Raw genomic sequence first — 24,439 nt, 5'->3', positions numbered from 1 at the left:
TTCAGCGCCGGTCTGCTAAGGTGCTGAAATGGCAGGATCGACTACCGGATTTATCGCATCCGACCGACGTACCAGAATGCGTTCGGCGGCGGGTGCGGCTGTGCTGGTGGGGTTATTGGGCTATGGCCTGATCGTCGGTATGAACGTCGATATCCGCCGCGTCGCGAATGACAGTCTGGCGGTGTTCAACGTGTTGCCCGATCCGCCGCCGCCGGTGGACAAGTCGGTGCCGCCGCCCGAGCCGGATACCAAGCCCGAAGGCGCTGCCGCTCCGCCCAATATAAAGTCGAAGCCGACCGAGGTCGTCGCGCCCAAACCGAAAATCGAATTGCCCAAGCCGCCGCCGGTTCCCGCTGCGCCGATCAAGGGAACGCAAAGCGACGCCATGGCCGGCGCTGCCGACAAGCCGGGACCGGGAACCGGCGCCGGCGGGCAGGGCGCCGGTCTGGGCGGCGGCGGTTCGGGCGACGGCACCGGCGGCGGCGCGGTACGGCCACCGCGCCGGATAAGCGGCCGGATTTCAGCCGCAGACTTTCCGCCCGAAGCGGTCCGTTCGGGCCGCGGAGGCACCGTGTCGGTCGTGTATGAAGTCGGCGTCGATGGCCGGGCGCATGACTGCCGGATCGCGCGGTCGAGCGGCAATGTGTACCTCGACAACGCCACTTGCCGCCTGATCGAAAAACGCTTTCGCTTTCAGCCCAAACTCGACGCCAGCGGCAGGCCCGTGCCCTCGCTGATGGGCGAGGATCATAGCTGGATCTTCAACTAGAATGGCGTGAGCAGCGCTGCGCTTGTCGGGAAACCGGGTTGGACGGGTCGGCGCGAGACCGGAAAAGTTCGAGCTGCCGACCCGTCCTGAAAGCGGGAACCGCTTGGGGTGTCGAAATCGTTGCACACGACGTGCCAAGAGGCGGCGTCGGCTGAAACAGGTACATTGCGAGGGTTAACGAGTTCTTACCGCGGGGCGGGCGTGTAAAGTGATCCGACACCCGGCGCTTGGTGATCGTTCATCTGTGGTTCAGGCCTGAAATCACCTATTGACTACATTCGTAATCGATGCGATTACAGATGTAGTCGAAAGGGTGGATATGGCCGAACGTATCAGCGATGCCGAACATTCCGTGATGGAAGTGCTGTGGGATGAAAGCCCGCTCACCGCGCAGGAGGTGGCCGAGCGCGTCGCGCCCGACCGCGACTGGAGCGCGAACACGGTCAAGACGCTGCTGGGCCGTCTGCTTTCGAAAAAGGTCATCGCGCACGAGGCGGAAGGGCGGCGCTATCTCTATCGCCCGCTCGTCGCCCGCGACGATTACGTGTCGGGTGAATCGCGCCGCCTGATGGACCGGCTGTTCGGCGGAAAGCTGACCCCGCTGGTTGCGCACCTCGCCGAGCGCGATGAGATCACCGATCAGGACATCGCCGAGATCGAGGCACTGCTGAAGGATCTGAAACAATGATCGCCTGGGCCATCGAAACCGCCGCCGCGACCACGATTATGATGTTGCTCGTGCTCGCGATCCGCAAGCCCGTGCGAGAGGCGATGGGACCACGCTTCGCCTATCTGCTTTGGGCGCTTCCCGCGCTGCGCATGATATTGCCGCCCTTGCCGGGCAATTGGCGGCTGAGCGGCCTGCTGGCGCCCGCCATCGACCGTGCCAATGACGGTCATGTCGTGATGGGGTTGCTGAACCCGGCGTCACTTCCGGCCGGCGCGACCGACCATGCCCTGTCCACGATGTCGCTGGGCGGTGCTACGCTTGCCGTCGTACCGCCGACCGCGAGCCAGGGCGGCGCCCCGGTGATCGCGTTGTTAATCGCCCTCTGGCTGGTGGGAGCGGCATGCTTTCTCGGCTATCACCTGATCGCGCATGGTCGTTTCTGCCAGCGCCTGATCCGTGGCAGCCGCAGCACGCAGGCAGTGGCCGATGGGCGGGTGCAGGTGCTCGAAACCGATGCGGCAACGGGGCCGCTCGCCTTTGGCGTCCTGCGCAAATATGTCGCCTTTCCGCGCGATTTTTCCGAACGCTACGACATTTCCGAGCGCGACCTCGCGCTGGCGCACGAGCTTTGCCACCATCAGCGCGGTGATCTCTACGCCAATTGGGCGGCACTCGTCATGCTCGCCTTCCACTGGTTCAACCCGGTTGCCTGGCGCGCCTATCGCGCATTCCGCGCCGATCAGGAAATGGCCTGCGATGCCGTCGTGCTCGCCGGCCGTCCGCAGGCGCTGCGCCACGCATATGGTCTGGCGATCGTGAAGTCCGCACATGGCGGCGCGGTTTCGGCTGCCTGTCACCTCAACACGATAAATAACCTGAAAGGGAGGCTGAAGATGCTGTCGAAGAACCATCGGAATTCGCGCAGGCGGCTCGCCGCGGGTGTGGCCGGGCTGGCGGGGCTGACCGTCGCTGCGCTTGGCGTCACCGCGTCGGGAACGAGCGCCGCCGAAACGCTGCGCACCAATGTCGAGGATGCGACCGGTGTGAAGCTCGCCGATCTGAAGCTTCCTCATCCGCCGAAGGCCCCTGCTGCGCCGGCTGCTGCCGCCGCGCCCGAAGCGCCTGCGGCGCCCCCGGCCGCACAGAATGACGTGCCCCCTCCGCCGCCGGCCCCTGAGGCAGCTCCGGTTCCCCCGGCACCTCCTGCGCCCGAGGCGAAGGTGAAGGAGCGCAGCTATGTCTGGACCAGCGCCGATGGCAAGAAAGTCCACAGCTATGTCTTTCGCGGTGCCGATGGGCAGCGGATGGCCGACATTCCCGAAGTGACCGAGGGCAATTGCGGCGAGGGCACGGAGACGGTGAAGGTGATTACCGCGCCCGGCAACAAGGACAAGGCGCGCAAGATGATCGTCTGTACCGACCGGATCGAGCGGATCAGCAAGGAAGCGGTGGCACGCAGCGTTGATGCTCAGAAGATCGCCATGGAAGCGGTGAAGACGACTCATGTCGCGCTGCGCAGTGCGCTCGAAGGGCTGCGTACCGCCCGCGCTTCCATCGCCTCCGAACCGCATCTGACCGACAAGGAGCGTGCCGACGCGCTCAAGGATATCGATCAGGAAATCAGCAATATGCGGCAGGAGATGTCGCAGGGCGACTGACCCGAATACACCCGCCGCCAGAGCGGGGACCGGGAGGGGGTGCCGCCAGCTCCAGACGGCGGCACCCGCGACCGAATGCCTTCACAGGCGTGTTGAACAAGCGTTCCCCTGGGGAGGGAAGTCCGCACCGGCGCTCCTTTCGGTACGGACATGCGAGACCGGGCGATTACCTTCCTTCGTGCCGCCCGACACGCTCGCAACCACTGGCGGATGGCGGTTCGCCCCTTGTGCCGTCATCCGCCAGCGGCCATCTGAATAAACATGAACCAGGCCAGTCCGGGGCAGATCGTTCGGCTCGAACCGCTCGTTGCGCGTGTACTCGCGAACAATCCGTCGCCCTACACCAATAGTGGGACGCAGACGCATATCGTCGGCACGACCGACCTAGCGGTGATCGATCCGGGGCCGATCGACGAGGCGCATCTCGGCACGCTGCTCACCGCGATCGAGGGGCGCCCGGTCACCGCGATCGTCATCACGCACACCCACCGCGATCACAGTCCGCTGGCGGCCGCGTTGAAGGAACGTACCGGCGCGCCGATTGTCGGTTGTGCGCCGCTCGTGCTCAGCGATGGCGGGCCCCGGGCGGACGCCGCCTTCGACACCGAATATGCCCCCGACCGTGTGCTTGCCGACGGCGAAAGCGTCGGCGGGGAGGGCTGGACGCTCGAGGCCGTGGCGACACCGGGGCATACCTCGAACCATCTCTGCTTCGCGCTGCCCGAGGCGAAGGCGCTGTTCAGCGGCGATCATGTGATGGGCTGGTCGACCACGGTGGTCGCCCCGCCCGACGGCGATATGGGCGCCTATATGGCGAGCCTCGACAAGCTGATGCGGCGTGACGACCGGATCTACTACCCCGCGCATGGTGAGGCGATCGAACGTCCGCAGCGGCTGGTGCGCGGACTGATGGGCCACCGAAAGCAGCGCGAGGGGCAGATTTTGCGGCTGTTGCGTGATGGCACCGGCGCGGTTCCGGCGATGGTCGAGCGGATGTATGTCGGTCTCGATCGGCGCCTGCTGCCCGCGGCAGAACGGTCGGTCCTCGCGCATCTGATCGACCTGCGCGCGCGCGGGCTCGCTACCGAGGACGGCGGCATATGGAAACCAGCGGCATGAGCGAAACCGAACCGACACCTGCCGCTGCCCCTGCACCGGCCGCTCCGCGCCGCTTTCCCGGCATCGGCTGCTTCTCCGCGGTCGGGGCGCTGATCGTCCTGATGCTGTTCGTCGCCGCCGGTTTCTGGGCGGTGACGCGCTATATCGATCGCACCGTCGATCCCGATCCGGTGACTATCGCCAGCGCCAGCCTGACGGGGCTGCGCGAACAGAACAAGCTGACCGCCTTTGCCGCGCGCTATGTCGCTGTGGTCACATCGAAGCAGTCGCGGCTTGGCCTGACGGCGCAAAAGACGATCATCATGCCCGGATCGGTAGAATATGATGTCGATCTGTCGAAGCTGAAACAGGGTGACGTTGCCTGGGACGCCGACACGAAAACGCTGTCGGTGCATCTGCCGCCGATCGAACTCGACGGCCCGCATGTCGAACTGAACGCGATCCGCGAATATGGCGAAGGCGGTATCCTGATGTCGTTGACCGACGCCGAGGCCAAGCTCGACGCCGCCAACAAGAAGGCGGCGCAGGCCGAGCTCGTCCGCCAGGCACGTCAGCCCACACCGATGCGACTGGCGCGAGAAGCGACGCGCCGCGCCATCGAGCACAGCTTCGCGATGCCGCTAAAGGCTGCCGGTATCGACGCCCATGTCCGCGCGACCTTCCCCGGCGAACGGAGCGCGGCTGAGCGGCAGCGCTGGGACGTCAGCAAGCCGATCTCGGAGGTTCTGCGCAACCGGTCGGGCGCGCCCGAATGATCGGGCCGGCCGGCTGCGAATGTATCTCGACCTGATACCCGGCTGAGCGTATCGTCGCGACCGGGTCGCTGGCTTGGGAGAAGCTGGCATGGCTACGAGAGTGGGTGGAATTGCGGGTTTTGAGGCCCGCGAGCGCGGTTTTTTTCTGGCGATGGCGATCGCGATTGCCGCGACCATCGCGTCCGTGTTCCTGCTGCAGTTCGCAATGGGACGCTCCAGCCTGGATTCGCCGTGGTGGGTGCATGTTCATGCCCTATCGTTCATGGCCTATCTGGCGCTGTTCGTGACGCAGACGCTGCTCGTCTATCGCGGATCGACGGCGCTTCATCGGCGGTTGGGCGCTGTCGGCGCAGCATGGTTGGGTTGGATGGTCGTGATCGGGGTGTTCACCACCGCGCGAGCGGTCACCATGGGACGCGTGCCGTTCTTTTTCGAACCCAATGTCTTTCTGGCGATGGACTGGACGCTCGTTGCGGGAGCGGCAGGGCTGGCATGGGCCGGAATCGCACTGCGCCGCCGAACCGATTGGCATCGCCGCCTGATGCTGTGTTCGATGATCTTCTTCATGGCGCCGGCATGGGGACGATTGCTGCCATTGCCGTTATTGGGAAGCTGGGCGCTCTGGGCAGCGTTCGCGCCCCTGTTCCTCTACCTCGCCGTCGCGGTGCTCTATGACTGGCGCGCACGGGGCATGGTTCATCCGGCCTATTTGTGGGGCGGGGCTGTCATGGTCGCGCTGACTGCCATGATGCGCCCACTGGCATCGACACCGTTGTTTCTCACCCTCGCGGCACGTCTTTCGGCTTGATTGCTGTCTGTCGGGACGCCATCTCGGGCGCGACAGGAGGCATGATGAACGCACCGACCATTCCCGCCGGCACAGATTTGCTCGCCGAGATCGACCGCCTGCGCAAGGAGCGCAACGCCGTCATCCTGGCGCATTACTATCAGAAGCCCGAAATTCAGGATCTCGCCGATTTTGTCGGCGACAGCCTCGACCTGTCAAAGAAGGCGGCGGATACCGATGCCGACGTGATCGCGTTCTGCGGCGTTCGCTTCATGGCCGAAACCGCGAAAATCCTCTCGCCCGAAAAGGTCGTCGTGCTGCCCGATATGGATGCGGGATGCAGCCTGGAGGATTCGTGCCCGCCCGATCAGTTCGCGAAGTTCCGGGCCGAACATCCCGATCATATCGCGCTGACCTATATCAACTGTTCGATCGGGGTAAAGGCGCTCAGCGACATCATCGTCACCTCATCCTCGGCGGAGAAAATTCTCAGCCAGATACCGGCCGATCAGAAAATTATCTTCGGCCCCGACAAGCATCTTGGCGGCTATCTCGCGCGGAAGACCGGGCGTGACATGTTGCTCTGGCCCGGTGTGTGCATCGTGCATGAGGCGTTCTCAGAGACCGAATTGCTGAAGCTTAAGGCGAAGCATCCGCAAGCGCCGGTCGCCGCGCATCCCGAATGCCCGGCCTATATCCTCGACCATGCCGATTATGTCGGATCGACCAGCGGCATCCTGAAATTCGCCGAGGAAATGGACGGCAACACGCTGATCGTCGCGACCGAACCGCACATCATCCACCAGATGAACAAGGCAAAGCCCGATGTCGATTTCATCGGCGCGCCGGGTGCTGACGGCAACTGCAACTGCAACATCTGTCCCTATATGGCGCTCAATACGCTGGAAAAACTCTATGTCGCGCTGCGCGACCTCGAACCGCGTATCGAGATTGCCGAGGATGTCCGGCTAAAGGCCAAGACCAGCCTCGACCGGATGCTGGCAATGGCGAGCGGCACCGTCGGCATGGGCGATCTCGGCCCCGTGAGGGTCACCGGCGACTGATCCGGCCCGCAGCGGCGCGGGCGCAGGCCCTTGCGTCCGCGCGCAGCTCTTCCTTGCCCTGATGGTAGCGTTACCGCAAACTGGATGCGGATAATCTACGAATCAACCGGAGGGGGTTACGATGCGGCTTTGGGGCACCGCGCTGGCGGCGTTCGGGATGATGATGTGCGCGGCGCCGGCCAATGCTCAGCCACCCGCACCGCATCTGGCGGCACGCGGCAAGGCGACGCAGCTTGTCGTCGATGGTCGTCCGTTCCTGATCCTCGGCGGCGAACTCGCCAATTCGAGCTCGTCGAGCCGCGCCTATATGGACGCGCGCTGGCAGAAGCTTGCCGATATGCACCTCAACACCGTGCTGCTGCCGGTGAGCTGGGAGCAGATCGAGTCCCGGGAGGGCCATTTCGATTTTTCGTTGGTCGATGGCCTGATCGCCGATGCGCGCGCACATGACCTTCACCTCGTGCTGCTGTGGTTCGGCACGTGGAAGAACAGCATGTCGAGCTATGTCCCCGATTGGGTGAAGCGCGACTGGCGGCGCTTTCCGCGCGTCCATACGCCCGACGGCAAGCCGATCGAGATCATTTCCCCCTTTTCCGACGCGGCGAAAAAGGCCGATGCGCATGCCTTCGCCATGCTGATGCGCCATTTGAAGGCGGTCGATGGCGACCGGCACAGCGTGCTGATGGTTCAGGTGGAAAACGAGGTCGCGATGCTGCCCGCGGCTCGCGAACATGGTCCCGCCGCCGACGCAGCCTTTGCCCGTCCGGTTCCGCAAAAGCTGGTCGACGCGCTGGCATCGGGCGCGCCGGGGCTCGGCGAACTGCGCCGTCGCTGGCGGGCGAACGGTGCGAAGCGCGCGGGCGATTGGGAAACCCTGTTCGGTGCGGGCGATGCGACCGACGAGGCGTTCATAGCCTGGTATCTTGCGCGCTATGTCGATGCGGTCGCGGCTGCGGGCAAGGTCGAATATGATCTGCCCTTCTACGTCAATGCCGCATTGAACAGGCCCAGTAAGCGGCCCGGTGAATATCCCTCCGGCGGACCATTGCCGCATCTGCTGGGCCTGTGGAAGGCGGCGACGCCGTCTATCGACCTGCTCGCGCCCGACATCTATTTCCCCAATTTCTGGGAATTGAGCGGTCGCTATGCCGCGTTCAACGCGCTGTTCGTGCCCGAAGCCGAGCGCGCCAGCGACAGCCATGTCGCGGCAAATGCGTGGACCGCCTTCGGCGCGCGCGACGCCATCGGCTACAGCCCGTTCTCGATCGATTCGGTCGGCGGCGCGGATGCGCAGCGGATCGCCGATACCTATGCCGTGCTCGGCTCTCTGGAACCCCAGATCCTCGCCGCGCAATCGAGCGGAAATATTGCCGGGTTCGCGGCTCCCGTCAGCTTCGACGGCAGCGTCGATACTACGCCGCGCGAGGTCGTTCTCGGCAACTATCGCTTCACGGTGACGATGGTCGATCCCTTCACCGCGAAGGATGCGCAGAAGCCGGCCGAACATGGCGGTATCATCATCCGCACCGGCGATGGCGCCTTCATCGTTGCGGGTTCGGGCATCACCGTCACCGCATCGCCCGCCGATGGCCAAGGGCAGGCGGGCATCGCAAGCGCCTGGGAAGGCAGCTTCGTCGACGGAAAATGGCAGCCGGGTCGCCTCCTCAACGGCGACGAAACGCATCAGGGGCGCCATATCCGTTTGCCGCCCGGCAAGCCCATGATCCAGCGGGTTCGCTATTACCGCTATCGCTGATGATCACGCTCCGATGAACCGTTTCGCCTGCGCTACGTTCTAGGCTGCATGAACGCCTGGTTCCGTCAAACCGTCGAACGGCTCAACGCCAGCTACTGGTTCCTTCCCGCGTTGCTGACGCTGGGTGCGATCGCGTTGTCGTTCGTAACCTTCTGGATCGATACGCGGCTCGGCACCGACTGGCTGAAGGATGTCGGCTGGCTGCACAGTTCGAAGCCCGACGGCGCGCGGTCGCTGCTTTCCACGATCGCGGGATCGATGATCTCGGTCGCGGGTACCGTCTTTGCGATCACCATCGCCGCGGTTGTTTATGCATCGGGCAATTACGGCCCGCGGCTGCTGACCAATTTCATGACCGATCGCGGCAACCAGCTTTCGCTGGGCGTATTCATCGCCGATTTCGTCTATTGCCTGATGATCCTGCGGACGATCCGCCAGCCCGACGAGGCGGGGCTGTTCCAGACGCCGGGAAATCCCGGCTTCGTGCCCGAATTGTCGCTGATCGTCGCGCTGGCGCTCACCCTGTTGTCGGTGGCGGTGCTCGTCTTCTTCCTCCACCATGTGCCCGACAGTATCCGCATCAACAGCGTCGTCGCCAGCATCGGCAAGCGCGCCATTCACGAGGTAGAGAAACGCTTTCCCGAGGACGACAAAGGCACCCGGATGGCGCGTCCGGTAGCCGGCGAGCTGGCGCCGGTCCGCGCGAAGCGTGCCGGTTATGTCGAAGTGATCGATTTCCGTCGCCTTGGCGAAATCTGTGAAAAGCAGGGCATCGCCGTCCGCCTTCGCGTGCGGCCCGGCGACTTCATCCACCCCGACATGGTGGTGTTGCACATAGAGGGGACGGCGGGCGATGAGGTGCCCGACAAGCTGCGTTCCGCCTTTGCCACTGGCGAGAGCCGAACACCGTCGCAGGATATCGAATATCTGATCGACGAACTGGTCGAGATCGCGCTGCGTGCGCTGTCGCCGGGTATCAACGATCCGTTTACCGCGATCACCTGCCTGCACTGGCTGTCGGCGACGACGGCCTCGCTCGCGATGCGCGATCTTGCGTGCGATTCGGATGGCCGGCCCTATGGACAGAACAACGTCTATGCCATGCCCGACGACTTCAAACATTTCGTCGAACGCGGTTTCGGCTCGGTTCGAAGCTCCGCGGCCGGCAGCGCGATCGCTTCGCGCGTGTTCGTCGCATCGCTCGCCGACGCAGCGGCCGGGAGTCCTTCCGAAGAGCGCAAGCGGCTGTTGAAGGACGAAGCGCGGTTGCTGCTCGATCAGGCCGAGGGTGCTCTGCACGGCCCCGCGCTCGACGAACTTCGCGAAACGGTCGATGCGTTCGAGCACGACCGGCCGGTCGATTGACGCTGGCGGCATAAAGCAGGTTTGCGCCCGCCGCATTTCGTGCCAAGCGGTTGCAATGATCGACATTCCCGGTTTCGACCTCGACGCCTTTGTCCGTACCACGCTCGCCGAGGATCTGGGCGATCGCGGCGACATCACATCGCAGGCGGTCATTCCCGAGGAGGCGGTGTTCGAAGGCACGATGGACAGCCGCGACGCCATCACCGTCGCCGGATTGCCGATCGCAGAGGCGTTTTTCCGCGCGCTCGATCCGGACGTCACGGTCGAACGACTGGTGGGTGAGGGCGATTCGGTGCCGCGCGGTACCGACCTGATGCGCCTTCGCGGACGCGCCCGGGCAATGCTGACGGCGGAGCGCTCGGCGCTCAACACCGTCCAGCATCTATCGGGAATCGCGACGATGACGCGCGGCTATGTCGATCGGATACGTGGTACCGGTGCAACGTTGCTCGACACGCGAAAGACGCTGCCCGGGCTTCGCCTTCTGGAAAAATACGCCACGCGCATGGGCGGGGCGAAAAACCATCGCATGGGCCTTTGGGATGCGGCGATGATAAAGGACAACCATGTCGCAGTCGCAGGATCGGTGGGCGAAGCGGTGCGCCGCGCGGTAGCCGCGGGGATTGACGAGATCATCGTGGAGGTCGATCGGGTCGATCAGATCGAACCGGCGATCGCGGCGGGCGCGACGCATCTGCTGCTCGACAATATGGAGCCGGCAACGCTTCGTGGCGCGGTGACGCTGATCGGCGGACGAGTCCCGACCGAAGCATCGGGCGGCGTTCGGCTGGAGACGATACGCGCGATCGCGGAAACGGGGGTGACCTATGTCAGCGTCGGGCGGCTCACCCAGTCGGCGCCGGCAGCCGATATCGGTCTCGATTTCAGCGCACGGGGCTAGCGACAGAGCTTGCCCGCCGCGCCACCGGCGTTAGGATCGACCGCGAGCAACAGGGGAGCTACCGCTCATGCGTCCTAAGTCCATCGTCCGCTTCGAAATCTTCTACCTGCTGTCGATTGCCGTCGGCCTTATCAGCACCGCGATCAACTGGAATACCGGGCTTGAGAAGGTGCAGCAGTCTTCACCCGAAGCCGCCGCCTTCTATCCGGCGATGGTTGCCGGGGGCGCCGCGATCAGCATCCTGATTTCGCTGCTGCTATGGTATTTCACCGCCCGCCGCGCGAGCAATGTCGCGCGCTGGATTCTGACCGTCTTTTTCGGGCTCAGTATCCTGTCGCTGCTCTACACGCTTTCGACCGGGCAGTTTCCCGGCGGACTGGCCGGGATTGTCGCGGTGACCAGCTATATCCTCAACGCGCTTGCCGTGGTGATGCTGTTCCAGCCCGATGCCAATGCTTGGTTCAAGCGTGACACGCCTCCCGCGCAGGACGCGGAGACGTTCGAATAATGCGTGCAGCGATGCTGGCCGCGGCGGCGCTCGCGCTGGCGCCCGCCCCGGCACTGGCCCAGGCCTATCAATGCTCGGTGCCCGACAGCATCACGGCGCCGCATCCCGAAAATCCGACGCCCAGCCAGCCGAAGCGCGTGCTGCCGATCGGCGGCTATACGCTGGCGATCATCTGGTCGCCGCAGCATTGCTTCGACGACGGCGGATCGAAGGACGCCGAGTTTCAGTGCGGCGGCCACAACCATTTCGGCTTCACACTGCACGGCCTCTGGCCCGACGGAGAGGGCAAGGTCTGGCCGCAATATTGTCGCCCGGCGCCCATTTTGTCGCAGCGAGTATTGCGGCGACACATTTGCACGACCCCGTCGCCGCAGCTTCTCCAGCATGAATATGCGAAGCACGGCACCTGTATGGGGCTGGCGCCCGAAGCGTATTTCACGCAGTCGAACCGGCTCTATGGGCGGCTGCGCTATCCCGACATGCAGGCGCTGTCGCGGCGCCGCAATCTTACCGCCGGTCAGCTTGCCGCCGCGATTGCCGGCGCCAATCCCGGCATGACCGCCGACATGATGCGGATTACGGCGAACGGGGAGGGCTGGCTGGAGGAGGTCTGGTTCTGCCTCGACAAGCGTTTTCGCTATCGTGCGTGTCCGGCGCATCAGGGCGGCCTCGCCGCCAGCGCGCCGGTCCGCATCTGGCGCGGGCAGCGTTAGGGGCTGTCGTTCGCTCCGCCGTGCGGCGTGTTCTCGATCGTCACGTCGGCGGGGTGATGCTTGTCGAGATGCTTCCTGATGATCCGCAGGTTGCGCGAGTTCGACCGGAAGAAGAAGTCGGGAATTGCCCCGACCCATGGAATCATGCCGAACAGCCAGTCGACGGCGACATTACCGCTCATCCGCGCCATCTGCATCTTCGACATGCCCAGATTGCGTGCTTCCCAGATCATGTAGCTGCCCATCAGTGCGGCGATCGTGGTGCCGCCGAACGGTAGCAGGTCGAGCACGACGTCGAGCCCCACCGCACGTTTGATGCCAGGGATCCGGATCGACCTTTCGAGGAGGAATTCCATCGCCTCGACGCGCTTGCGGACCGAGGCGGGATCACCGCCGAGCGACGCCATGCCGGCAAGCGTTTCCGCTCCGCCGGACTGCATTCTGGTGGGTTTGACCATGCCCCTTATCTGGTGTCGTCGCGAAGGTGATTCAACGGGTGCCATGCCCGGGCATTGGCCTGCCACTGGCTGAGCCGGGGCGACACCAGCGACCAGCGCAAGGGTTGCGCCAGCGGAATGTATGCAGCCTCCGCCGTTACCGCTTCGTCCGCCTTGGCGATCCGCTGCGACCGCGCCTGCAGGTCGGGCGCGTCGAGCGCGTCGGTGATCAGCTTTTTCGTATCCGGCGAACACAGGCCGCACACCGACAACAGATACCACCGGGCATTGTCGAATGGCGCAACGCGGTCGATCAGCGTCAGATCGGCGTCGTCGCGCATCGGTACGCGCTGCGCCGGCAGACCGATGGCATTGAGCGCGCGGGCGACATGGTTCCAGACCAGGTTGCCGCCCGGTCCTTTGGGCAGTGCCACGCGGATCGGTGGAACCGGGGTCTTGTTCCTGCGCGCGCGGTCGGCCTTCCAGATCGCGACGCGCGCGCGCGCGGTATTGCGGCGTTCGTCGAGCGGGCGGTCGGCCCAGTCGGGAACTGCGGGTGCCTGAGCCGAATCGAGCTGCTGTGGAAGGACCGTTTCGACCAACGGCCAATCGGGCCGGAACGAATCGAGCAGCGACACGCGGTCGATCGCCATCGCGATCGCTGCCCGATTGTCGGCATCGGCAAGAAAGCCGCCGCGCGACGTGACGCGCAGGCCGAACAGTCCGGTCGCCGGATCTATGTGCCGGGCATTTGTCTCGACACCGCTGACATCGAGGATCGGCCAGTCGGCGAAGGTGCCGCCGATGACCAGATCGGCGTCACCCTCGGCGAAACGGGCAATGGCCAGCGAGGAGCGATCTCCGAACAGGCGGACCTGCTCCTCGGGATTGGGTGCCGCGTCATCGCCCTCGTCTCCGCTCATGTCCCTGACCGGCACGAGCAATCGGCCGGCATGGTCGTCGGGGTTGAGGCGGAATGGCCCGCTGCCGCGAAGCGTCCCCGGTTGGAATATCGCAAGTTCGGGCGACGCGAGCAGGCGGAGAAAGTCCGGGCGCGGCTGATTGAGGTCGATCTCGACGACCTGCGGTGTCATCGCCCGGAAATCATCGACGACGGCAAGGAACGGGGCCAGCGGATTGCGCGATCCCCTCGCACGCGCATGTTCGAGCACTCGTACGACCGCGTCGGCGGTAACGTCAGTGCCGTCGGGCCACTGGGCATCGCGCAGCCGAAAGATATAGCTGCGGCCTCCGTCGATCACGATCCAGCGCTCGGCAAGCGCGGGTTCGACCTGGCCCGCGGCATCGAAGCGGACCAGCCCCTGCGCTGTCGCCCCCATCAGCACCTTGCTCGCATAGGGGAGGGGCGTGTGGCTGGGATCGGCCAGTTTGGCGGGGCCGCCGATCGCGCTGACGGTCACGGGCGTATCGTCGGGATGGCGGTTGCAGCCACCGAGGACCAGAAGCGCGGAGAGCAGCAGGGGAAGGGCGGCGCGGGTCATCGTGTCTCCCGGGGGACGAATTCCTCGCGGGTGTATGTGCGCACCGGCGTGCTGCCAAGAGGCGGATTGCGCAGCCTAGCTAGTCAGATCATTCAGCAGCGCGCTCAGCAGCTTGTCGATTTCGCTGGCGATCCTCGTCAAACCTTCGTCGAATTCCGCGCGCTTCGTGTCATCGCGTTGTCTGGGATCGAGTTCCGCGACGATGAATTGCTTATTGAGCCGGATGACAAGACGAAGACGGTTGGCGCAGTTTACGGCCTCGAACTTGCCCAGTTCGACCAACGGGCCGAAATCGTTCGTCATCGCCTCGAAAGCGTCGAAGGTTGCGAGGCCGTGACTGAGCAGTCTGATGCGATCGTCGCCCTGCGATGACGCGAGCGAAGTCTCGATCTTTCGCCAGGCGTCCTGCATCCACGTGGCTGTGCTGACCAGCGCGCTGCAGTTCCGACTGCCGCGCAGCCGCTCGCGCCGCTCGTCATATTGAGTGGCGAGATAGAAGGCGAGGGCCGGGCCGAGCCCCGCGCCGGCAAAAGTCAGAATGTCGCCGCTGTCGATCTTGTGACCGTTGAAGAGGATGGCGAAGACGGACACCCAGGCCCCGCCAATGACTGCAATCGAAATGGCGGTGATCGCGTCTTTGCGCGTCCAGCGTCCATCGTCCCACAGCTGTTTGGGTATCATGCCCATCACCATCCCCCCGGTGTGCCCATGGTTTTCTAAGCTGTGACTATGGATACAACTCCGGCATCGGTCAAAGCGCCCCCTCCTGGAGCCGGTTAATGGTCGCTCACATCAACTTTGAGTGCCAGGCGTCATTCTGTAAGCCTGCGCTGTCGCTCAGTCGCGCGGACGCGATCCAGCTAAGGGAGATTGTTTAGGGGGATCGAGGCGGTGCAGGGCCAGACGGTGCCGGGATAATGTCGGGAAACAATCATCAGAACGGCCCCGGATGTGCGGCCTTTTCGCAACTGTGATTACAGCTTGCGCGCTGTGGTGCGGACGGCGGGACTTGAACCCGCACTCCCGTTCGGGAAACGGATTTTAAGTCCGTTGCGTCTACCGATTTCGCCACGTCCGCATGCACTGGGCGCGCGCGGACGCAAGCCGATGCGGAGCGCCACGTCAAGCCATGTGCGGCTTAAACGTTGAGCGCGGTGCGCATTTCCTTGCCCGGCTTGAAATAGGGTACGCGCTTGGCGTCGACCTTTACGGCCTCACCGGTTCGCGGATTGCGCCCGACGCGTGCATCGCGCTGGCGCGTCGTGAAGGTTCCGAAGCCGCGAAGTTCGACGCGGCCATTGTCGGCCAGCCGCTGCGTGATTTCGTCGAAGAAAACGGAAACGATGCGCTCCACATCGCGGAGCGCGAGTTCGGGGTTCTCATCGGCGAGACTTTGGACCAATTCCGATCTGATCATCCTGCCCTCCTGGTTCGAATCCGGCATATTGTCCGGCTTCGTTTGCGACCCCCAATAGGACCACCCTAAGCAAGGATATTGATCTCCATCAAGCCTTTGCGAACGCTACCAGCATAATTTTTGAACGATTGGCGGCGAAAACGTTCTGTTTTCGCCGCCAACACGCTTACTTCTCGCCGTCGCGGGCCTTGAGGGCCTCGCCCAGGATGTCGCCGAGCGATGCGCCCGAATCGGACGAACCATATTGGGCGACCGCGCTCTTCTCTTCGGCGATCTGCAGCGCCTTGATCGAGAAGGTCGGCTTTTTCGAACGATCGAAGCCGGTGACCATCGCGTCGAACTTCTGACCGACCTGGAAGCGGTCGGGGCGCTGTTCGTCGCGGTCGCGGCCAAGGTCGCTGCGCTTGATGAAGCCGGTGGCGCCGTCTTCGCCCGCCTGAACCTCAAGACCCGCGTCGCGGACTTCGAGGACGGAGACGGTGACGACATTGCCCTTGTTGAGCTTGTCGCCCGACGCCGGCGCGCCGACCGTCGGAGCACCGCGCTCAAGCTGCTTCATGCCGAGCGAGATACGCTCCTTGTCGGGTTCGACCGCGAGCACGACCGCCTTCACCTGCTCGCCCTTGCGGTGCAGGTTGAGCGCGTCTTCGCCCGAAATGCCCCAGGCGATGTCCGACATGTGAACCATGCCGTCGACATCGTTGTCGAGACCGACGAACAGGCCGAACTCGGTGGCGTTCTTGACTTCGCCCTCGACCGTCGAGCCGACGGGATGCTCTTCCGCGAACTTCTCCCACGGATTGGCCTGCGCCTGCTTGAGGCCGAGCGAAATGCGGCGCTTGTCCTCGTCGACCTCGAGCACGACGACTTCGACCTCCTGCGAGGTGGAGACGATCTTGCCGGGGTGGACGTTCTTCTTGGTCCAGCTCATTTCGGAGACGTGGACCAGGCCTTCGATGCCCGGTTCCAGTTCGACGAACGCACCATATTCGGTGATGTTGGTGACGCGGCCGTTGAGCTTCATGCCGACCGGATACTTGGCCGACGCGCCTTCCCACGGATCGCTCTCGAGCTGCTTCATGCCGAGCGAAATGCGCTGCGTCTCGCGGTTGATGCGGATGATCTGCACCGTCGCGGTATCGCCGATGTTCAGCATCTCTGTCGGGTGGCCGACGCGCTTGTAGGAAAGGTCGGTGACGTGGAGCAGGCCGTCGATGCCGCCCAGGTCAACGAACGCGCCGTAATCGGTGATGTTCTTGACCACACCCTCGATCACCTGGCCTTCGTGCAGCGACTGGATCAGGCCCTGGCGCTGTTCGGCGCGGGTTTCCTCGAGCACCGCGCGGCGCGAAACGACGATGTTGCCGCGCTTGCGGTCCATCTTCAGGATCTGGAACGGCTGCGGCATGTCCATCAGCGGGGTGACGTCGCGAACCGGGCGAATGTCGACCTGGCTGCCGGGCAGGAACGCCACGGCGCCGTCGAGGTCGACGGTGAAGCCGCCCTTCACGCGACCGAAGATCACGCCTTCGACGCGGCTGTTCTTGGCATATTCGGCCTCGAGCGTATCCCAGGCGGCTTCGCGGCGGGCGCGGTCGCGGCTCAGCATCGCTTCGCCGTTCGCGTTCTCGACGCGATCGACATAGACCTCGACCTCGTCGCCGACCTTCAGCTCTGCCTTCTGGCCGGGAGCGGCGAATTCGCGCAGCGGGACGCGGCCTTCGCTCTTCAGCCCGACATCGATGACGGCGAGGTCGTTTTCAATTCCGGTAACGGTGCCGATGACGACGCGGCCTTCGAAGCTGTCGGTATCGCCGAGCGTCTGGTCGAGCATTTTCGCGAAATCATCGCGCGTGGGATTTGCCGTAGTGGCCATTGGTTGGTGTTTCCTGTCTTCGTCGTTTTTCCGGCCAGCCGGTTGGTTCCGGCGGTCTTTGTGGCCGAACTGCCGCGGCGGCCGAATGCCGGTCACGGCATCCATAGGACATTGGTGGTCGTGGATTTCGGCAAAACGCAAATGGCGCGACAACGGACCGGTCCTGCCGGTTCCGTTTCGCGCTCACCATGGCGAGGCGTTCAGGCCTGCGCCGCTTTCCGAGCTTCCACGAGCTCTACCGCCCGCTGGACGGCCGCGTCTATAGAGAGAAAGCTCGTGTCGAGCAAGGCGGCATCGTCGGCCTGGCGCATCGGGGCATCGGCGCGGCGCGAATCGCGTTCGTCGCGCGCCCGGATGTCGGCGAGGACACGATCGTAACTGACATTCGCGCCGTTCCTGCGCAGTTCGTCGTGCCGCCGCCGCGCGCGGATCGCGGGCGTAGCCTTCACGAACAGCTTCACATCGGCATCGGGCGCGATGACCGTGCCGATATCGCGCCCGTCGAGCACCGCGCCGCCCGGCTGGCCGGCGAAGCGCCGCTGACGCTGGAGCAGCGATGCGCGCACCAGCGGATGCGCCGACACGACTGAGGCGACTTTGCCGACATCGTCGGTGCGCAGCCACGGATCGTCCAGCAGGCTGTCGGGAAAATCGCATGCCGCGACGGCATCGGCCTCTTTTTCCGGATCGAGTTCCTCGCGCAGCACCGTCGCCGCGACTGCGCGGTAAAGAAGCCCGGTATCGAGATGGGGCAAGCCGTACCGTTTGGCGAGTGCGCGGGCGATGGTGCCCTTGCCCGAAGCTGCAGGGCCGTCGACGGCGATAATCATGGGATGGTAAAAGACCTTCAGGAACAGATGGCGTCAAGCGTATCGAAAAACGCCGGATAGCTGGTGGCGACCGGCGACACATCGTCGACCGTGACTCCCCTGTCGCTCGCGAGTCCAGCCACCGCCATGCTCATCGCGATACGATGATCCAGTTTCGAGGCGACCCGTGCACCGCCGCGGATCGGATCGCCGCCGGTGCCGGTAATCGCCAGTCCGTCCTCGAACTCTTCGACGCTTACGCCGCACGCCCCGAGCGCGGTCGCCATCGCAGCGATGCGATCCGATTCCTTGACGCGCAGTTCTTCGGCCCCGCGCGCGACGGTGCGTCCTTCGGCGAGCGACGCCGCGACGAACAGCACCGGATATTCGTCGATCATGCTCGGTGCGAGTTCGGGCGGTACCTCGATCGCCGATAGCGGGGCATGGCGCACGCGCAGATCGGCAACCGGTTCACCGCCGACCTCGCGCTCGTCCAGCGAGTCGATATCGGCACCCATCATGCGCAGCGCGGTGACCAGACCCGCGCGCGTCGCGTTCATGCCGACATTGGTGATGGTGACATCAGAGCCGGGCACCACCGACGCGGCGACCATCCAGAACGCGGCCGAAGACGGGTCGCCGGGAACGGTGATTTCCTGTGGGGCGAGTTCGGCCTCGCCGCGAATCGAGATGATGCGGCCATCATCGGTCTGCTCAACCGATACCTCCGCACCGAATCCGGCAAGCATCCGTTCGCTGTGGTCGCGCGTCGGGACCGGCTCGATCACGCGCGTGATGCCCGGCGTGTTGAGGCCCGCGAGCAGCACCGCCGACTTCACCTGCGCGGATGCGACGGGCAGCGTATATTCGATCGGCACCGCGGGGCACAGGCCGCGCATCGTCAGCGGCAGGCGTCCGCCGGGGCTGGCGGTGAAATCGGCGCCCATCCGGCCGAGCGGCTCGATCACTCGGCCCATCGGCCGTTTCGAAAGCGAGGCGTCGCCGGTGAAGGTCGCCGTGATCGGGTGGCTGGCGATCAGGCCCATCAACAGGCGAGTCGAGGTACCCGAATTGCCCATGTCGAGGGCGGTTTCGGGTTGCAGCAGCCCGCCGACGCCGACACCCGCGACCTGCCAGACGCCGTCATCGCCGCGCCGGATGTCCGCGCCCATCGCGCACATCGCCGCCGCGGTGGCCAGCACATCCTCGCCCTCCAGCAGCCCGGTGATTCGGCTTTCGCCGACCGCCAGGCCGGAAAACATCAGTGCGCGGTGGCTGATCGACTTGTCGCCGGGAAGCGCGATTGTCCCGCGCAGCGGGCCGCGCGGCAGGACGGTTAGCGGGCGGGGAAGGGGGTGCGACATCGGACGCGGCTTTTGACAGCGCGCTTGCGCTATGGCAAGGCGCGCGCCACTTTGACGGGACGATCCCGAATTTCATTTATTTCGAAAGGTAAGAGGCGGCACATGGTGAAGCCGGAATGGGGCACGAAACGGACCTGCCCGAAATGCGCGACGCGCTTCTACGACCTCGGCAAGGACGATCCCGTCACCTGCATCGAGTGCGGCAACGAATGGGTGCCCGAGCCGGTGTTGAAGTCGAAGCAGCCGCTGCCGTTCGATTCGGCCAAGACCGACAAGGAAAAGGCCGATAAGGAAAAGGATCAGGACAAGGATCTCAGCGATGACGAGGATCTCGACATCGATGAGGACGACGAAGGTTCGCCCGACGACGACAACGATCTCGGCGGCGACGACGATCTGGGCGTGAAGCGCCCCGACGACGAAGACGACGAAAACTGATTTTTTTGGCGGCGGTGCCAACGCACCGCTTGCCAAGCCGGCGTCGCCTGACTAAAGGGCGACGCCTTCCCACCGGGAACGGGGCCGTAGCTCAGCTGGGAGAGCGTCGCAATGGCATTGCGAAGGTCAGGGGTTCGATCCCCCTCGGCTCCACCATTCAAGCAAAAAATGCGTTGAATATCATTCCCCTTAGGGGGAGCCCCCGAATCCGTCCCTCATTCTGGTCCCTCATTTGCCTAGGCTTTGGTGGGCGATGTTGAGACGCCTGGACAATCCGAGCCGCGCAAAGCGCGCGGGAATCAAGTTCGGAAGGCAGCTGATGGGCCGCTTGCGGACGGGCCGAATTAAGGCGATGCGCTCGAAAGCGGACCTTCTGCCGTTCGTGTCAAAGAACGGTCACTCATTCCGGTAATCCTTGAATCACGCGTTCCGCTCCGACGGCCTGATCTGTCAAAGACACATGCTCGACCGATTGTCAAAAGGACGCCTTCAGTCGCCAGAGAAGATGTGTTCGATATGGCGTTCCCGCTCGTGAATCTTGATGATCAGGGATTTGTCGCCGAACTTCTCTAAGAAATTTTCGAGCATGAAATGTTCGAGATCCATAAACGCGCGCCCATCGATCGGTCGACGCCCTCCGTTTCCATGAAGAACTAGTTGGACGTATCCCTTACAAGTCCCTTGCCAGGAAGTCCTGTAAAGCTAATCAAGGGAGCCGGGAGGGCTTGCATGAAACGGATGTTGTTGGCGACGGCGGCTATGATCGTCGCGGGATCGAGTATGGCGCGCGCGAGCGACAAGGTTTCCTATGCGCCGCCGCCCGCATGGGTGATCGAGCATCCCGTACAAAGCGACGTGAAAGCGAACGATTCGGGGCCCGTTTCAATTCTCTCGCTCGACGTGCAGGTCCGGGAGGACCACGGCGTGGAGTCGCGATTTACCGATTCGATGATCCGGATCAACAATGCCCAGGGTCTTCAGCTGGGAAATGTCGCGCTTGCATGGTTGCCGGAGACGCAGCAGCTTGTGGTGCATAAGATCCTGATCCATCGCGGCGGCAGCGTAATCGATGTTTTGCAGCAGGGGCAAAAACTGACAATCCTCCGCCGCGAACAAAATCTTGAGCAGGCGACGCTGGATGGCGCGCTCACCGCGACGCTTTTTCCGGCCGGGTTGCAGGTGGGCGACGTTCTCGAATTGGCGACCACCATCATATCCAAACAGCCGGTTCTCGGCGACCACAAGGAAGCGCTGTTCGGCCCCGTCAATTTTCGCGCCAATCAGGTCAAGTTCTCGATCAGCTGGCCCGATGGAGAGAAACTGCGTCTCGCCGAAAGCAAGGAAATGCCGCCTTGGCAGCGCAAAGACCAGAACGGATTCGCCACCGCATCGCTATCGCTGACCAATGTCGAGCCGATCGTTCCGCCCAGCGGCGCTCCCCTCCGCTATTCCATTATGCGTACCGCGGAAGCGAGCGATTTCGCATCCTGGGCCGATGTGTCGCATCTCTTTGCACCGTTATATGCAAAGGCGTCCCAAATCCCTGCATCCGGATCGTTACGCGATGCGATCAACGCGATCCGCGCGGCTTCCTCCGACCCCAAGACGCGCGCTGAAGCGGCGCTAAAGCTTGTTCAGGGTCAGGTGCGGTATGTCGCGTTGGAAATGGGGCAGGGCGGGCTGGTGCCTGCCAATGCCACCGATACCTGGTCGCGCCGCTATGGCGATTGCAAGGGCAAGACAGCGCTATTGCTCGGCATTCTGCATGAACTTGGCGTCGAGGCCGAACCAGTGGTGGTCAACAGCGTTCTTGGAGACATATTGCCGGAAAGATTGCCGTCCGTTGCCTTGTTCGATCATATCCTGGTGCGTGCGACGATTGCCGGGAAGTCTTATTGGTTGGATGGCACGCGCCAAGGAGACAATAACCTCGACCGCATCGAGGTTCCGAATTTCGGCTGGGGACTGCCGATCAGCACCGGTGCCGCCGACCTGATCAGGATCCTCCCACCACCCCTTGTGAAGCCATCGGACGATCTCACGATTGAACTGGATGGTCGCAACGGTCTGTTCGGTCCCGTTCCCGCGCATATCTCCGAGATCTTGCGCGGGGATACGGCATATTCGTTGCAGCAGTCGACATCGGCGCTGACCGGTGATGCCCGGGAAAAGGCGTTGCGAGACTATTGGTCGAACCAGTTCGATTTCATCAAGCCGACAAAAACCGATTTCTCCTATGATCCGGCAACCGGCGAAGCGCTGGTCACTTTGGACGGGATCGCGACGCTCGATTTGAGCGGTGGATATTACGAAACCGACGGCACGGGCGTCGGCTATCGCGCCGATTTCTCGCGAATGGACGGTTCGAACAAAGATGCGCCGTTCCGCGTCGATTATCCGACGTTCAGCCGGACACAAGAAACGATCCTGTTGCCGCCCGATTTTCCGAAAGGCGCTATCGGCGCGTCGGCAAATGTCGACGAAACCGTGGCTGGGGTGACCTACAAACGAAAGGTGACGCTCGACAAGGACAAGTTCGTCATCGTGCGCTCTTCGCGCAGCATAGCTCCCGAATTTCCAGCGAGCGATGCACAGGCCGCGCAAAAGCGGCTTCGAGCATTGAACGACGCGACGGTCTATCTACGCGTTCCGCCCGGTTACAAGCCGTCTGCCGCCGATATCAAGACCCTGACATCCGACGACCAGAGCGTCGACAAACTTCTGAGCAACGGGAACGTTCTTCTCGATGCTGGAAAATATGCAGATGCCCTAAAACAATTTACAAGGGCGACCGATCTGGCCCCCGATGATCAGACGGCCTGGACGGACCGCGGGCTTGCCGAAGCGTGGCTAAAAAAATTTCCAGAGGCGAGCGTTTCGCTCGATCGCGCCGCATCCAAGGGGCCGGCGACGATCTATATTCATCACGGTCGTGGTTTGCTTGCGGAACTGCAGGGGGACAACAAGACGGCGATCACCGAATTTTCGGCCGCAATCGCATCGCAACCGGATGATGTTTTTGCACTGGCCCATCGCGCATCTGCTCGGCTCAGCATTTCCGATTTTCATGGAGCAATCGCAGATACAGACAAGATACTTTCGGGAAATGCGAAGAATGGCCAGGCATATTGGCTAAAATTCCAAGCTTTTCTTGGGCTCGATGACGAGGCGCAAGCGGAAGACGTGATAAAGACGATGCTTGCGGCGATACCTGACGATCCTCAAGCAAAGATTAACGCAGCATCGATGTACTCCCAACTCGATCAGAAAGAGAAGGCACGGGCGCTGCTCAGTAGCCAATCAACCGATGTATCGCCAGCGCAACGGGCATATCTGGAATCAATGCTGCACGACGATTCTGACGTGGAGGCGAAAGAACGCGATCTGGATAAAGCGATAGCACTGAAGCCTGACGAACCCGCTGCATATATGGCGCGCGCAGTGCTGAGGCGGCAGCAGTCCGATTTTTCCGGCGCTCTGGCAGATGTGAACAAAGTTCTTTCGCTCAATCCCAAGGACGGCAACGCCTATTTGCTCAAGGCTAATATTCTTTCATCGATGGGGCGACCGGCGGCGGTCGTCGATGTCGCCAAGCAGGTGGCCGAGGCGATTCCCGAAAACGGCTACGGCCATGTTGTCGCAGCAAAAATCTATTCGCACTTTGACATGCGCAAAGAAGCGCTGGCCGAAATCGACGCGGCGCTGAAAATCGAACCTGAGCCCTATATTTATCTCAATCGTGCCGACGTAATGGATCCGACCGATTTGGACGGTCGTATCGCGGAAGCGCAAAAAGCCCTTATTTTGCAACCCAACATGGAGAGTGCACAGTCCTATATTGCGGGTCTTTTGGAGAAGAAAGGTGACTATAGGGGTGCGATTGATTGGTACGACAAGTTAATTGCCAAACACCCCGATGATCTAAAAGACTATGGAGTCGGACGGGGCATTGCGAAGTGGAAAGCCGGAAACAGGGCCGGCGCGCAAAGTGATTTCGCGGCGGCGGCGGCTCAAGCGAAAGAATCCAGCGACTTCAACAATATCTGTTACGAATTGGCGTCCGCAGGTGTCGCGCTAGATGCTGCGCTGAAATATTGTAACATTGCCCTGATAAAGTTTCCGGACAATCCCGCCTATCTCGACAGCCGAGCTCTGACGCTGCTCAGGATGCATCGTAACCGGGATGCGATCGTCGATTACGATGCCGTTTTGGCAAAGAGCCCGAACAATTCCAGCTCGCTAATGGGTCGCGCGATCGCTGAGGCTGAGCTCGGTCAAACAGAGCGAGCAAAAGCCGATGCAAAAAGGGCGGTGGCGCTTTCACCCACGATCGTGCAGGACTTTCAGATGATGGACATCGTTTTGCCGCCCACATTGAAAAATTGATCTCCAATAAAATCTCGACACCTTCGAGCGACGCTCATCGCTGCAAGATTTTAGAGAATCTTTACGATTTTATCGCGGCTGCAGAGTGGAGACAGGCGCAACGTTGAACACACTGGTATTCGATGCAGGCCCGCTTGACGTGACC

The 24,439-nt window shown here is 63.0% G+C and carries 21 protein-coding genes and 2 tRNA genes; 15 read left to right on the top strand and 8 right to left on the bottom strand.

Features of this window, described 5'->3' with window-relative positions; genetic code table 11:
* The first annotated feature begins 28 nt into the window (after positions 1-28).
* The 12 genes from J7S20_RS06465 (at position 29) to J7S20_RS06410 (ending at position 12,065) form a co-directional block, all read left to right on the top strand.
* On the top strand, positions 29-769 hold the full coding sequence (locus tag J7S20_RS06465; RefSeq protein WP_284053432.1) for an energy transducer TonB: 741 nt from the start codon (positions 29-31) through the stop codon (positions 767-769).
* 319 nt (positions 770-1,088) lie between these two features.
* On the top strand, positions 1,089-1,457 hold the full coding sequence (locus J7S20_RS06460) for a BlaI/MecI/CopY family transcriptional regulator (protein ID WP_284053431.1): 369 nt from the start codon (positions 1,089-1,091) through the stop codon (positions 1,455-1,457).
* Positions 1,454-3,097 carry a M56 family metallopeptidase gene (locus J7S20_RS06455; RefSeq protein ID WP_284053430.1) on the top strand — a complete coding sequence of 548 codons (1,644 nt, stop codon included), beginning with the start codon at positions 1,454-1,456 and terminating at the stop codon, positions 3,095-3,097. The genes J7S20_RS06460 and J7S20_RS06455 overlap by 4 nt, the downstream gene beginning before the upstream one ends.
* Before the next feature lie 261 nt (positions 3,098-3,358).
* Positions 3,359-4,216 carry an MBL fold metallo-hydrolase gene (locus tag J7S20_RS06450; RefSeq protein WP_284053429.1) on the top strand — a complete coding sequence of 286 codons (858 nt, stop codon included), beginning with the start codon at positions 3,359-3,361 and terminating at the stop codon, positions 4,214-4,216.
* On the top strand, positions 4,213-4,971 hold the full coding sequence (locus tag J7S20_RS06445) for a DUF4230 domain-containing protein (protein ID WP_284053428.1): 759 nt from the start codon (positions 4,213-4,215) through the stop codon (positions 4,969-4,971). Before J7S20_RS06450 ends, J7S20_RS06445 begins: the two co-directional genes overlap by 4 nt.
* 88 nt (positions 4,972-5,059) lie before the next feature.
* The gene (locus J7S20_RS06440) at positions 5,060-5,779 is read left to right on the top strand and encodes a hypothetical protein (RefSeq protein ID WP_284053427.1); all 720 of its coding nucleotides are present in this window, start codon (positions 5,060-5,062) and stop codon (positions 5,777-5,779) included.
* Positions 5,780-5,823: 44 nt separating this feature from the next.
* The gene (nadA, locus tag J7S20_RS06435) at positions 5,824-6,822 is read left to right on the top strand and encodes a quinolinate synthase NadA (RefSeq protein ID WP_284054023.1); all 999 of its coding nucleotides are present in this window, start codon (positions 5,824-5,826) and stop codon (positions 6,820-6,822) included.
* A gap of 121 nt (positions 6,823-6,943) precedes the next feature.
* Positions 6,944-8,578 (top strand): GH35 family beta-galactosidase, encoded by a 1,635-nt coding sequence (locus J7S20_RS06430; RefSeq protein ID WP_284053426.1) that lies wholly within the window; start codon positions 6,944-6,946, stop codon positions 8,576-8,578.
* Positions 8,579-8,626: 48 nt separating this feature from the next.
* Positions 8,627-9,943: a DUF2254 domain-containing protein gene (locus tag J7S20_RS06425; RefSeq protein WP_284053425.1), complete on the top strand. Its 1,317-nt coding sequence runs from the start codon at positions 8,627-8,629 to the stop codon at positions 9,941-9,943.
* A 55-nt stretch (positions 9,944-9,998) separates the two neighbouring features.
* Positions 9,999-10,844, top strand: a complete 846-nt coding sequence (nadC, locus tag J7S20_RS06420) for a carboxylating nicotinate-nucleotide diphosphorylase (RefSeq protein WP_284053424.1) — start codon at positions 9,999-10,001, stop codon at positions 10,842-10,844.
* Between the two features lie 67 nt (positions 10,845-10,911).
* Complete coding sequence (locus tag J7S20_RS06415; protein ID WP_284053423.1) at positions 10,912-11,352, top strand: hypothetical protein; 441 nt, start codon at positions 10,912-10,914, stop codon at positions 11,350-11,352.
* Positions 11,352-12,065: a ribonuclease T2 family protein gene (locus J7S20_RS06410; protein WP_284053422.1), complete on the top strand. Its 714-nt coding sequence runs from the start codon at positions 11,352-11,354 to the stop codon at positions 12,063-12,065. Before J7S20_RS06415 ends, J7S20_RS06410 begins: the two co-directional genes overlap by 1 nt.
* Here J7S20_RS06410 and J7S20_RS06405 read toward each other — a convergent pair.
* The 8 genes from J7S20_RS06405 to aroA form a co-directional block, all read right to left on the bottom strand.
* Positions 12,062-12,505, bottom strand: a complete 444-nt coding sequence (locus J7S20_RS06405; protein WP_284054022.1) for a DUF4112 domain-containing protein — start codon at positions 12,503-12,505, stop codon at positions 12,062-12,064. The two genes, J7S20_RS06410 and J7S20_RS06405, sit on opposite strands and share 4 nt — an antisense overlap.
* Positions 12,506-12,528: 23 nt before the next feature.
* Positions 12,529-14,004 (bottom strand): ABC transporter substrate-binding protein, encoded by a 1,476-nt coding sequence (locus J7S20_RS06400; RefSeq protein WP_284053421.1) that lies wholly within the window; start codon positions 14,002-14,004, stop codon positions 12,529-12,531.
* A gap of 75 nt (positions 14,005-14,079) precedes the next feature.
* On the bottom strand, positions 14,080-14,691 hold the full coding sequence (locus J7S20_RS06395; protein ID WP_284053420.1) for a hypothetical protein: 612 nt from the start codon (positions 14,689-14,691) through the stop codon (positions 14,080-14,082).
* A gap of 304 nt (positions 14,692-14,995) precedes the next feature.
* Positions 14,996-15,082, bottom strand: a tRNA-Leu gene (locus tag J7S20_RS06390).
* Between the two features lie 60 nt (positions 15,083-15,142).
* The gene (locus J7S20_RS06385) at positions 15,143-15,421 is read right to left on the bottom strand and encodes an integration host factor subunit beta (RefSeq protein ID WP_284053419.1); all 279 of its coding nucleotides are present in this window, start codon (positions 15,419-15,421) and stop codon (positions 15,143-15,145) included.
* Positions 15,422-15,587: 166 nt separating this feature from the next.
* Positions 15,588-17,297, bottom strand: coding sequence for a 30S ribosomal protein S1 (gene rpsA, locus J7S20_RS06380; RefSeq protein WP_284053418.1), 1,710 nt, complete (start codon positions 17,295-17,297; stop codon positions 15,588-15,590).
* 200 nt (positions 17,298-17,497) lie between these two features.
* Positions 17,498-18,127, bottom strand: coding sequence for a (d)CMP kinase (locus tag J7S20_RS06375; RefSeq protein ID WP_284053417.1), 630 nt, complete (start codon positions 18,125-18,127; stop codon positions 17,498-17,500).
* 17 nt (positions 18,128-18,144) lie between these two features.
* Positions 18,145-19,470 (bottom strand): 3-phosphoshikimate 1-carboxyvinyltransferase, encoded by a 1,326-nt coding sequence (aroA, locus tag J7S20_RS06370; protein WP_284053416.1) that lies wholly within the window; start codon positions 19,468-19,470, stop codon positions 18,145-18,147.
* A 102-nt stretch (positions 19,471-19,572) separates the two neighbouring features.
* Here aroA and J7S20_RS06365 point away from each other — a divergent pair, with 102 nt between their 5' ends.
* The 3 genes from J7S20_RS06365 (at position 19,573) to J7S20_RS06355 (ending at position 24,294) form a co-directional block, all read left to right on the top strand.
* Complete coding sequence (locus tag J7S20_RS06365; RefSeq protein WP_284053415.1) at positions 19,573-19,908, top strand: TIGR02300 family protein; 336 nt, start codon at positions 19,573-19,575, stop codon at positions 19,906-19,908.
* 80 nt (positions 19,909-19,988) lie between these two features.
* Positions 19,989-20,064, top strand: a tRNA-Ala gene (locus J7S20_RS06360).
* A gap of 573 nt (positions 20,065-20,637) precedes the next feature.
* Complete coding sequence (locus J7S20_RS06355; protein ID WP_284053414.1) at positions 20,638-24,294, top strand: tetratricopeptide repeat protein; 3,657 nt, start codon at positions 20,638-20,640, stop codon at positions 24,292-24,294.
* Positions 24,295-24,439 lie beyond the last annotated feature (145 nt).

Source organism: Stakelama marina, assembly GCF_018122655.1.
Taxonomy (GTDB): domain Bacteria; phylum Pseudomonadota; class Alphaproteobacteria; order Sphingomonadales; family Sphingomonadaceae; genus Sphingomonas; species Sphingomonas marina.
The sequence above is the reverse complement of the archived record's forward strand: the minus strand, read 5'-3'. Positions and strand labels throughout refer to the sequence as shown.

Coding starts and splice junctions, on each gene's coding strand:
- J7S20_RS06465 (WP_284053432.1), top strand. CDS start 29: ATGGCAGGATCGACTACCGGATTTATCGCATCCGACCGACGTACCAGA.
- J7S20_RS06460 (WP_284053431.1), top strand. CDS start 1,089: ATGGCCGAACGTATCAGCGATGCCGAACATTCCGTGATGGAAGTGCTG.
- J7S20_RS06455 (WP_284053430.1), top strand. CDS start 1,454: ATGATCGCCTGGGCCATCGAAACCGCCGCCGCGACCACGATTATGATG.
- J7S20_RS06450 (WP_284053429.1), top strand. CDS start 3,359: ATGAACCAGGCCAGTCCGGGGCAGATCGTTCGGCTCGAACCGCTCGTT.
- J7S20_RS06445 (WP_284053428.1), top strand. CDS start 4,213: ATGAGCGAAACCGAACCGACACCTGCCGCTGCCCCTGCACCGGCCGCT.
- J7S20_RS06440 (WP_284053427.1), top strand. CDS start 5,060: ATGGCTACGAGAGTGGGTGGAATTGCGGGTTTTGAGGCCCGCGAGCGC.
- nadA (WP_284054023.1), top strand. CDS start 5,824: ATGAACGCACCGACCATTCCCGCCGGCACAGATTTGCTCGCCGAGATC.
- J7S20_RS06430 (WP_284053426.1), top strand. CDS start 6,944: ATGCGGCTTTGGGGCACCGCGCTGGCGGCGTTCGGGATGATGATGTGC.
- J7S20_RS06425 (WP_284053425.1), top strand. CDS start 8,627: ATGAACGCCTGGTTCCGTCAAACCGTCGAACGGCTCAACGCCAGCTAC.
- nadC (WP_284053424.1), top strand. CDS start 9,999: ATGATCGACATTCCCGGTTTCGACCTCGACGCCTTTGTCCGTACCACG.
- J7S20_RS06415 (WP_284053423.1), top strand. CDS start 10,912: ATGCGTCCTAAGTCCATCGTCCGCTTCGAAATCTTCTACCTGCTGTCG.
- J7S20_RS06410 (WP_284053422.1), top strand. CDS start 11,352: ATGCGTGCAGCGATGCTGGCCGCGGCGGCGCTCGCGCTGGCGCCCGCC.
- J7S20_RS06405 (WP_284054022.1), bottom strand. CDS start 12,505: ATGCAGTCCGGCGGAGCGGAAACGCTTGCCGGCATGGCGTCGCTCGGC.
- J7S20_RS06400 (WP_284053421.1), bottom strand. CDS start 14,004: ATGACCCGCGCCGCCCTTCCCCTGCTGCTCTCCGCGCTTCTGGTCCTC.
- J7S20_RS06395 (WP_284053420.1), bottom strand. CDS start 14,691: ATGGGCATGATACCCAAACAGCTGTGGGACGATGGACGCTGGACGCGC.
- J7S20_RS06385 (WP_284053419.1), bottom strand. CDS start 15,421: ATGATCAGATCGGAATTGGTCCAAAGTCTCGCCGATGAGAACCCCGAA.
- rpsA (WP_284053418.1), bottom strand. CDS start 17,297: ATGGCCACTACGGCAAATCCCACGCGCGATGATTTCGCGAAAATGCTC.
- J7S20_RS06375 (WP_284053417.1), bottom strand. CDS start 18,127: ATGATTATCGCCGTCGACGGCCCTGCAGCTTCGGGCAAGGGCACCATC.
- aroA (WP_284053416.1), bottom strand. CDS start 19,470: ATGTCGCACCCCCTTCCCCGCCCGCTAACCGTCCTGCCGCGCGGCCCG.
- J7S20_RS06365 (WP_284053415.1), top strand. CDS start 19,573: ATGGTGAAGCCGGAATGGGGCACGAAACGGACCTGCCCGAAATGCGCG.
- J7S20_RS06355 (WP_284053414.1), top strand. CDS start 20,638: ATGAAACGGATGTTGTTGGCGACGGCGGCTATGATCGTCGCGGGATCG.